The following is a 10,079-nucleotide window of genomic DNA, read 5'->3' on the forward strand; positions in this document are numbered from 1 at the left end:
CTCCTATGATTACTAAAAAAGATAATATAGATGCGCTGGAAAAGTTCTCTGAAAACTTAGAGATCGAAGGGCGTAGTCTTTGGCAAGATGCACGAATTCGCTTTATGCGTAATAAAGCAGCAATGGTGAGCTTGTTTGTTCTAACTATAATTTCACTAGCGGTAATTTTTGCTCCAATGTTGAGCCAATATGCTTTCGATGATACGGACTGGTATGCAATGCATGCAGCACCGTCATCGGAACATCTATTTGGTACCGATAGCCTAGGCCGTGATTTATTCGTGCGTACCTTAATCGGTGGTCGAATCTCACTTATGGTTGGTGTTATGGGCGCACTGGTTGCAGTATTAATTGGTACTGTTTACGGTGCAGCTTCTGGCTTTATTGGTGGCAAGGTTGACCGCGCGATGATGCGTGTTCTTGAAATTTTGTACTCAATTCCATTCATGTTCCTTGTGATTGTATTAGTAACCTTCTTTGGTCGTAATATTTTCCTAATCTTCGTTGCTATTGGTGCAATTGCTTGGCTGGATATGGCTCGTATTGTACGTGGTCAAACGCTAAGTTTACGTAGTAAAGAGTTTATCGAAGCGGCACATGTTTCTGGTGTAAGTACTTGGAATATTATCAAGCGCCACATCATTCCAAATGTATTAGGGATTGTAGCGGTTTACTCAACGCTTCTCGTTCCAAGCATGATTTTAACTGAATCTTTCCTGAGTTTCCTTGGTCTAGGTGTTCAAGAACCTATGACAAGTTGGGGCGCTCTACTTCAAGAAGGCTCACAAACAATGGAAGTTGCTATTTGGCAATTAACATTCCCAGCGATATTTATGATTGTGACACTATTTTGTTTCAACTATATCGGTGATGGCCTGCGTGATGCGCTAGATCCAAAAGACAGATAAATCTTTTGGTTTATAAGAATCAATAAGGAAAGAATGATGAGCTTATTAGATGTCCAAGACCTGCGCGTCGAATTTACCACGCAAGATGGTATCGTAACCGCAGTTAACGATTTGAATTTCTCACTAGAGCAGGGCGAAACCCTTGGTATTGTTGGTGAGTCAGGTTCAGGTAAATCTCAAACTGTATTCGCAATTATGGGACTACTGGCTAAGAACGGTATTATCTCTGGTAGCGCAAAGTTTGAAGGTAACGAAATACTGAACCTACCTGAAAAAGCATTGAACAAAGTTCGTGCTGAACAGATTGCAATGATCTTCCAAGATCCAATGACTTCACTGAACCCATACATGAAAGTAAGCGATCAGCTTATGGAAGTACTGATGCTGCATAAAGGCATGGGTAAGGCGGAAGCATTTGAAGAATCAGTACGTATGCTTGAAGCGGTTAAGATCCCTGAAGCACGCAAGCGTATTACGATGTACCCGCATGAATTTTCAGGCGGTATGCGTCAACGTGTAATGATCGCAATGGCACTATTGTGTCGCCCTAAGCTGCTGATTGCAGATGAACCAACAACCGCACTGGATGTAACGATTCAAGCGCAGATTATGGATTTGTTGAATGAACTGAAATCTGAGTTCAATACCGCAATCATCATGATCACTCACGATTTAGGCGTCGTTGCTGGCTCATGTGACAAGGTTCTTGTTATGTATGCTGGTCGTACTATGGAATATGGCACCGTTGATGAAATTTTCTACGAGCCTAGTCACCCATATGCAGAAGGTCTACTGAAAGCGATTCCTCGTCTGGATACAGAAGGTGAAATTTTACCGACAATTCCAGGTAACCCACCGAACTTACTTCGTCTACCACCAGGCTGCCCTTATCAAGAGCGTTGCCACCGCGTAATGGACCGTTGTAAGCAAGAAGCACCTATCCTTCAGCCATTTGGTACTGATCGTCAGCGTGCATGTTTTTCTGATTGGGAGACTTGGAAAAAATGAGTGTAGATAATAAAGAACTATTACTGGATATTAAGAATCTTAAAGTCCACTTTAGCATTGCTTCAAAATCTGCGTGGCCATGGTCTAAGCCTTCTAACTTAAAAGCGGTTGATGGTGTCGATGTTCGTTTATATGAAGGTGAAACTCTTGGTGTAGTGGGCGAATCTGGCTGTGGTAAATCAACATTTGCTCGTGCCATTATCGGTTTAGTTGAAGCGACTGAAGGTGAAGTAATGTGGTTAGGTCAAGACCTGACTCGCATGCAATCAGTACAACGCCGTGAGACTCGTAAAGAGATCCAGATGATTTTCCAGGATCCACTGGCGTCACTGAACCCAAGAATGTCAGTGGGTGCGATCATTGCTGAGCCGCTAGAAACTTTTTATCCAGAACTTTCAAAGCAAGAAGTGAAAGATCGCGTTAAAGAGATGATGGCTAAAGTTGGTTTGCTACCAAACGTAATTAACCGTTACCCGCATGAATTCTCTGGTGGTCAGTGTCAGCGTATTGGTATCGCTCGTGCGTTGATCCTTAAACCTAAGATGATCATCTGTGATGAACCAGTATCAGCACTGGATGTATCGATTCAAGCGCAAGTTGTTAACCTTCTGAAAGAGTTACAAAAAGAGTTAGGCCTAAGTCTTGTCTTTATTGCTCACGACCTTTCGGTTGTTAAGCATATCTCAGACCGTGTTTTGGTCATGTATTTAGGTAATGCTGTTGAGTTAGGAGAATCGGATGCGTTGTTTGCCGATCCTAAGCACCCTTATACGCGTGCGCTTATGTCTGCGGTACCAATTCCAGATCCAAGACTTGAACGTAACAAGAAAATTGAAATGTTAGAAGGTGATTTACCTTCGCCAATTAACCCTCCGTCTGGTTGTGTTTTCCGTACTCGTTGCCCAATTGCAACAGAGGCATGTGCGAAGCAGAAACCAGCAATTAAAGGATCGGATAGACATGCAGTTTCTTGTTTGATGGTCGATGCTTAAATAAATAAGCATTATTTCAGCCTGTGACAGGCTTAAGCGCGACTGCTATATCGAGTCGCGCTTTTTTTGTGTTTAAACTTCTTCAATTTATCTGAACAACTAAGCCAATTTATTCTAGTTTTGAATGAATTGGCTTTTTTTATAATGGGCTCATAAACCTTATCGAATTAGTGGCAGATAGGAGATGATTATGGGTAAGTTAGTGGAAGGTGTTTGGCACGATGTTTGGTACGACACAAAATCAAGTGGCGGTAAATTTGTTCGCGCAGATGCGGGTTTTCGTCATTGGATAGAGAATAAAGTCGGTGAACCATTTCAGCCAGAAAGTGGGCGGTATCATCTATATGTATCATTAGCTTGCCCGTGGGCACATCGGACTCTGATTTTCCGTGAACTTAAAGATCTTACCGAGCATATTGATGTGACGGTGGTCTGCCCGGATATGATGAGCGGGGGATGGAAAATGGGCTTGCCTGAGCCTTTGTTTGGTCATACCTATATGCATCAAATCTATACTCAAGCCAAGCCTGATTACTCAGGACGAGTAACGGTTCCTGTATTATGGGACAAGAAAACCAATACTATTGTGAGTAATGAGTCCTCTGAAATTATCCGTATGTTCAACTCGGAATTTAATGAATTAACGGGCAACACGGATGATTACTATCCTATGGCACTGACGAAGAAAATTGATGAATGGAATGATTATATTTATCCAAATATTAATAATGGCGTTTATAAGTGTGGATTTGCTACCACTCAAGATGCTTATGAAGAGGCTTACGACGCACTATTTTCGGCCTTAGATAAAGTCGATGCGCATCTTAGTGAGCACCGTTATTTAGCGGGAAATAAGATGACAGAAGCGGATTGGAGATTGTTTACCACTCTAGTTAGATTCGATGCGGTGTATGTCGGCCATTTCAAGTGTAACAAGCAGAGAATTTCAGATTACGCCCATATTCAGGGTTACTTAAAAGAGCTATACCAAGTTAAAGGCATCAAAGAGACGACCGATTTCTACCATATCAAGCGTCATTACTATTACAGCCATACAGGGATCAACCCAACTCAAGTTGTGCCGAAAGGACCTGCACTAGATTTAGAGTCGGTTCATGGTCGAGAAAAATCTAGTACACCTTAATCTGATTCCGACCATGTTCTTTGGCATAATATAGAGCTTGGTCGGTATTTTTTAATGTTGATTCAACGGGTTGTTCCGAGATATTTAGAGGGCTGAGTCCTGCACTAACAGTGATGGATACTTGCTCTTCGCCTATAGTTATAACGTTATTTTCAATGTTAACTCGAATGCTATCAGCGATTATCTTTGCCGAGTCAGAGTTTTTTGACTCATAGATAATACAAAATTCTTCACCGCCAAGACGGTACAGGTTAGGTTTTGAAATGGTTTTTTCAACCATTCGGCATGTCGATTTTAGAACCTGATCTCCGGCACTGTGACCGTATGTATCATTGACCTGTTTAAAGTGATCAATGTCGAAGTGAAGGATGTAAAGGTTATTCATCATTGAAAGGGAACTCTCTACGTCATGCTTCAAACCTTGTCGATTTTTCACCTCGGTTAATGAATCTGTTTGAGCAATATCCTCAAGTTTTTGCTGTACTTTTTCTCTAGCTTGTTCATAGGAAAATGAAAGAAACCAAACAATGATATATGGAAGAATGAGGTTGAGTTGGGAGCTAATATTTTGGCTGTCGTCTTTTCCAGCAATAAGGAACAGCGTTATACATATGATAAAAAATGTAATGAGGGAGGCGGCAAACTTATTTAAAAACAGGTGGTATAACAAAGGCAAACAAAATATCCAAAGCATGAGCCCAGAAAAAAGTTTGGTCGTAGCAATACCATAAATGATGACAAAGGTGAGCATCAATAGAAATAAAAAATAGTGCCAAGGCAGCAACTGGCGTCTATACCGCTGAATAACAATATAAAAGCATGCAGTAGCAAAAATCAATTCACCAGAACCTAAGTAGTAATGTTTGAACTCTGTGAAATTGTGGTATGCCAATCCTGTAGAAATGATGCCCAATAATATACAGGCAATAGTCAGTACATGCTCCTTGAGTAAGGAGTCTGGCTTACTTGTTGCTACACTATATATCGCTTCTTTGTCCATTTAGTTAACCTATATCCGAGAAGGTTTTAACGAGAAATTCTTTTATACTAGCTAACTAGAGTCGCTCTTGCTATAATTTCCGCCTATTATGGTATGATATGCCTTAATTTGATCAAAAAAAACCCTAGATAAAAATCTAGGGTTTTTGTTTTCTATAAAAGAAAATTAGTTAACTACTTTTTCTTCAGCTTGAGCAGCTTGGTCTGCTTGGATAGCCGTTAGAGCTACAGTGTAAACGATGTCGTCTACTAGAGCGCCACGAGACAAGTCATTGACTGGCTTGCGCATACCTTGAAGCATTGGACCGATAGACACTAGGTCTGCTGAACGCTGTACCGCTTTGTAAGTCGTGTTACCCGTGTTTAGGTCAGGGAATACGAATACTGTCGCTTTACCTGCAACTGGAGAGTTAGGCGCTTTAGAAGCGGCTACGTTTTCCATGATTGCTGCGTCGTACTGTAAAGGACCGTCGATCACGAGATCAGGACGTTTCTCTTGAGCAAGTTTGGTTGCTTCACGTACTTTATCTACGTCGGCACCTTTACCAGATTCACCAGTAGAGTAAGAGATCATAGCAACGCGTGGGTCGATACCGAATGCCGCAGCAGAATCTGCAGATTGGATAGCGATTTCAGCAAGCTGTTCAGCTGTTGGATCTGGGTTGATCGCACAGTCACCGTATACAAGAACTTGATCAGGCAGAAGCATAAAGAAGATTGAAGATACGATAGAAGCATCAGGAGCAGTCTTGATGATCTGGAACGGAGGAACAATTGTGTTCGCCGTTGTGTGAACAGCACCAGAAACTAGGCCGTCAACTTCGCCGGCTTCAAGCATCATAGTACCTAGGAATACTGAATCTTCTAGCTTCTCACGAGCTACAACTTCAGTCATACCTTTAGCGCCACGAAGTTCTACTAGGCGAGCTACGTAGTTTTCACGAACTGATGCAGAATCGATGATCTCAACGCCAGCACCTAGCTCAACACCTTGCTGTGCAGCAACGCGACGAATTTCTTCAGGGTTACCTAGAAGTACACAAGTTGCGATTCCGCGCTCAGCACAGATAGAAGCCGCTTTAACAGTACGTGGCTCATCACCTTCAGGAAGAACGATGCGCTTAGCCGCTTTACGAGCAAATTCTGTTAGTTGGTAACGGAATGCTGGTGGGCTTAGACGACGGATACCTTGAGTGCCTTCAGATAGAGAATCAATCCAAGGGCCATCAATGTGGCTTGCAACGTGATCGTTAACGAACTCGATACGCTCTTTATCGTCTGCAGGTACTTCTAGGTTGAAGCTCTGTAGGTTAAGAGACGTCTGCCAAGTGTTACCTTGCGCTTTGAAGATCGGAAGGCCTGTCGCAAATGCAGGTGCACAAAGGTTAGCAATGCTTTCTGGGATATCGTAACCGCCAGTTAGTAGAATTGCGCCAATTTCAACACCATTTTTCGCAGCAAGAGCTGCAGCAACGATAACGTCAGGGCGGTCTGCAGATGTTACTAGCAGTGAACCTGGTTTGAAGTGCTCGATCATGTGCGGTAGAGAACGTGCACAGAAAGTGATGCTCTTAATACGACGCGTTGCAATTTCACCTTCGTTGATGATTTCAGCGTTAAGGTGCTTAGCCATATCAACCGCACGAGTTGCGATTAGATCGATGCTCCATGGCACGCAGCCAAGAACACGGATAGGGCTAGAGTTGAAGATCTGCATCACTTCAAGGTTCGCTTGCTGAGCGCTATCTGCATCGTCAAAGATTTCAGATAGGTCAGGGCGAGTACGGCCAGCATCATCAACAGGAGCGTTTAGCTTGTTAATGATTACGCCTTTAATGTTTTTGTTCTTAGTACCGCCGAAGTTAGAACATGCTACTTCGATACGCTCTTTAAGTTGCGTAGGGTTGTCAGTACCAGGAGTCGCAACGAATACGATCTCCGCGCCAAGTGTTTTCGCGATTTCCGCGTTCACTTGGTTAGCAAATGGGTGCTTACGAGTAGGAACTAGACCTTCGATTAGCGTTACTTCTGCATCTTTGTTGATATTGTTGTATTGCGCAACAACAGACTCAAGAAGTACATCCATTTTTTCACTACCGATCAACGCTTCAGCTTTAGTCATCGCGATTGGTTCACCAATCTTGATGTCGCTGTTTGTGCTAATGATAGTTGATGTTAGATCTGGTTGATCGCCACCGCTACGAGGTTGAGCGATTGGCTTGTAAAACGAAACACTTACGCCTTTGCGCTCCATCGCGCGAAGAACACCCATGCTTACACTAGTAAGACCAACACCAGCGCTTGTAGGGATAAGCATAATAGTACGGGACATTGAGGAGTACCTTTAACTATTGGAATGAAAAAAGCTCAACTCCTGTTCCTACCAACATTTATATAGGGGTAGGAATAAAAGTTGAGCCCCATTTTTCTTAGATAAAAATCTGACTAGCTTCGAGTGAAGCTAGTCAGAAAATTCGATTAAAGACCTGCTAGTTCAGCTGTATCTTCTGCAATTACTAGCTCTTCATTAGTAGAGATAACCATTGCTGGTACACGGCTGTTTTCAGTCGTGATAGTACCTTCGCCGCCGAAACGAGCTTTAAGGTTAGCTGCGCTATCTACTTCGATACCGAAGAATGCAAGACGGTTAAGAACCATTTCACGGATTGGCGCTGAGTTTTCACCGATGCCACCAGTGAATACGATAGCGTCAAGACGACCTTCTAGAGTTGCAGTGTAGCTTGCAACGTATTTCGCTAGACGGTGACAGAATACGTCCATTGCACGAGTAGCTTCTTCTTTCTCGCCGTAGTTGTCTTCAACGAAACGACAGTCAGAAGTTACTTGAGTTAGACCTTGTAGGCCAGACTCTTTAGTGAACATTGTGTTGATTTCATCAACGCTCATGCCTAGTTTGTCATGTAGGTGGAACATAACAGCAGGGTCAAGGTCGCCACAGCGAGTACCCATTACAAGACCTTCAAGAGGAGTAAGGCCCATAGAAGTATCTACAGATTGGCCATTCTTGACTGCACAAACAGATGCGCCGTTACCTAGGTGACAGTTAATGATGTTAACTTCTTCAATAGGTTTGTCTAGAAGCGTGGCACACTCACGAGTAATAAATAGGTGAGATGTACCATGTGCACCGTAACGACGAATACCGTGATCTGTGTATAGGTTGTATGGAAGCGCGTATAGGTAAGCTTCTTCTGGCATTGTCGTGTGGAAAGCAGTATCAAATACAGCAACGTTTTTTAGTGCTGGGAATGATTTTTGAGCTGCTTTAATACCGATAAGGTGCGCAGGGTTGTGAAGAGGAGCGAAAGTCGCTGCATCTTCGATACCTTTAATTACTTCATCAGTGATTAGTGCTGATGAAGTAAAGTTTTCACCACCATGCACAACACGGTGACCGATTGCTGCAAGGTTTTCAGAAAGTTCTGGCTTAGAAGCAAGAATAGTTTCTACCATGAAGGCTAGTGCTTCTTCGTGTGCTGCGCCATTACCTAGTTGAGCTTCGTGTTTACCATCAAGTTTCCACTTGATACGAGCTTCAGGAAGATGCAGACATTCTGCAAGACCTGTTAGATGCTCGTCACCAGATACTGCGTCAACTACAGCAAATTTAAGAGAAGAACTACCACAGTTTAAAACTAAAACCAGCTTAGACATGAGTGCTACCTGTTATTCGTCTGATAAAAATCAGTTTGGATTAAAATTACTCACAAGAATAGACGAACTGGCAGGCAGTGCGTACTAGTCTTGGTCAAAAAAACTTTAATATCCATATAATGAGAAGCGATTTCTTACAAAAAAATCACCAGTGCATTCCTTGCAGATGTCGTCTCATGGTTGCCTTAATCGAAAATAACAGCAACAATGAGATGAGGGCCTGCAAAGGATAGCGATAATCGTCAAATATAACAAAAAAAATTTGAAAGAATATTAACTTTTATCAATTTTTTGCGCTTTTAGTTGAACTATTCAATTATTTTTTAGTGAGAGAGCCGTATGAACAACAAAGTCGGATTAGCGCATAGCTTAAAAGATGGCCAAGCTTACATGGATATTTGGCCTGTTCGTAAAGAACTGAACCCTATTTTTCCAGAGCAACGTATTATTAAAGCGACAAAATTTGGCATCAAAGTGATGCCTGCGATTGCTGCGATCAGTGTTTTAACTCAAATGGTTTTTCAAAATGGCCAAGCGATGCCACAAGCTATTGTAGTGGCGCTGTTTGCGATCAGTTTACCGCTGCAAGGTATGTGGTGGTTGGGCAATCGTTCAAAAACACAATTACCCCCAGCACTGGCTGGTTGGTATAGAGAGCTTCATCAAAAAATTATCGAAACAGGGTGTGCCTTAGAGCCAATGAAACCTAAGCCTCGCTATAAAGAGTTGGCGATCATACTTAACCGTGCCTTTAGACAGCTAGATAAATCATCTCTAGAGCGTTGGTTTTAAGACATTCATATTGTTGAGCGGCTTTATTCGAGCTCTGTATATGTATATGTATATGTTGGCAAAGCGCTAATTGCTGGGCTAGTAGATAGATAACACTGAGTCTTGTGTTATCCATTCGAGAGCAGGACTGTGCCTTACATTTATGCGGGAACGCATTAAGAAAAAATATAAGCCTCATTTCACCCAGATTATTTTTCTGGAGGGAGTGAGGTTTTTTATTTTCCGCCATTCGGATAGGGAACATCTTTTGGTTAATGCGAGGTTTCGATAAGTCATAATTGATTGCGAGCTGTGATCCGTAATTTGACTTCTGAGCTTTTGGCCGCGTCGAGCGGTTTACGGTTTTGAATCAGGGCCGGCTTTGAAACGCTAGCCATTTCAAATCATCATCACCTATCACCAGATGATAGATACAAAAAAACCAGCTCAATGAGCTGGTTTAGTGTTCTTTTTAAAAAGAATATGGTGGAGGGGGACGGATTCGAACCATCGAAGGCAGTGCCGTCAGATTTACAGTCTGATCCCTTTGGCCACTCGGGAACCCCTCCAGGGTGTTTTCTT

Annotated in this window: 8 protein-coding genes and 1 tRNA gene; 5 read left to right on the forward strand and 4 right to left on the reverse strand. The window is 42.5% G+C overall.

Annotated features, from left to right (window positions below; all coding sequences use genetic code 11):
- Positions 1-5: 5 nt before the first annotated feature.
- The 4 genes from oppC to F0249_RS14580 all read left to right on the forward strand — a co-directional run bounded on the left by oppC (position 6) and on the right by F0249_RS14580 (position 4,052).
- On the forward strand, positions 6-908 hold the full coding sequence (oppC, locus tag F0249_RS14565) for an oligopeptide ABC transporter permease OppC (protein WP_113799975.1): 903 nt from the start codon (positions 6-8) through the stop codon (positions 906-908).
- 36 nt (positions 909-944) lie between these two features.
- Complete coding sequence (locus F0249_RS14570) at positions 945-1,916, forward strand: ABC transporter ATP-binding protein (RefSeq protein ID WP_171757071.1); 972 nt, start codon at positions 945-947, stop codon at positions 1,914-1,916.
- Positions 1,913-2,908, forward strand: coding sequence for a murein tripeptide/oligopeptide ABC transporter ATP binding protein OppF (gene oppF, locus F0249_RS14575; RefSeq protein WP_171757065.1), 996 nt, complete (start codon positions 1,913-1,915; stop codon positions 2,906-2,908). Before F0249_RS14570 ends, oppF begins: the two co-directional genes overlap by 4 nt.
- 190 nt (positions 2,909-3,098) lie before the next feature.
- On the forward strand, positions 3,099-4,052 hold the full coding sequence (locus tag F0249_RS14580; protein ID WP_171757066.1) for a glutathione S-transferase family protein: 954 nt from the start codon (positions 3,099-3,101) through the stop codon (positions 4,050-4,052).
- Here F0249_RS14580 and F0249_RS14585 read toward each other — a convergent pair.
- From F0249_RS14585 to F0249_RS14595, 3 genes are all read right to left on the reverse strand, one after another.
- Positions 4,039-5,052, reverse strand: coding sequence for a GGDEF domain-containing protein (locus F0249_RS14585; RefSeq protein ID WP_171757067.1), 1,014 nt, complete (start codon positions 5,050-5,052; stop codon positions 4,039-4,041). The genes F0249_RS14580 and F0249_RS14585 overlap by 14 nt on opposite strands.
- Before the next feature lie 165 nt (positions 5,053-5,217).
- Complete coding sequence (gene pta, locus F0249_RS14590; protein WP_017051500.1) at positions 5,218-7,383, reverse strand: phosphate acetyltransferase; 2,166 nt, start codon at positions 7,381-7,383, stop codon at positions 5,218-5,220.
- 146 nt (positions 7,384-7,529) lie between these two features.
- Positions 7,530-8,726 (reverse strand): acetate kinase, encoded by a 1,197-nt coding sequence (locus F0249_RS14595; RefSeq protein ID WP_017099050.1) that lies wholly within the window; start codon positions 8,724-8,726, stop codon positions 7,530-7,532.
- Positions 8,727-9,065: 339 nt separating this feature from the next.
- On the opposite strand from F0249_RS14595, the gene yfbV reads away from it, so the two are divergent.
- Complete coding sequence (gene yfbV / locus F0249_RS14600; protein WP_017051502.1) at positions 9,066-9,518, forward strand: terminus macrodomain insulation protein YfbV; 453 nt, start codon at positions 9,066-9,068, stop codon at positions 9,516-9,518.
- Positions 9,519-9,981: 463 nt separating this feature from the next.
- Here yfbV and F0249_RS14605 read toward each other — a convergent pair.
- Positions 9,982-10,066: transfer RNA gene (locus F0249_RS14605), tRNA-Tyr, on the reverse strand.
- Positions 10,067-10,079 lie beyond the last annotated feature (13 nt).

This window comes from Vibrio sp. 03-59-1, from assembly GCF_013114135.1.
Lineage (GTDB): Bacteria > Pseudomonadota > Gammaproteobacteria > Enterobacterales > Vibrionaceae > Vibrio > Vibrio cortegadensis.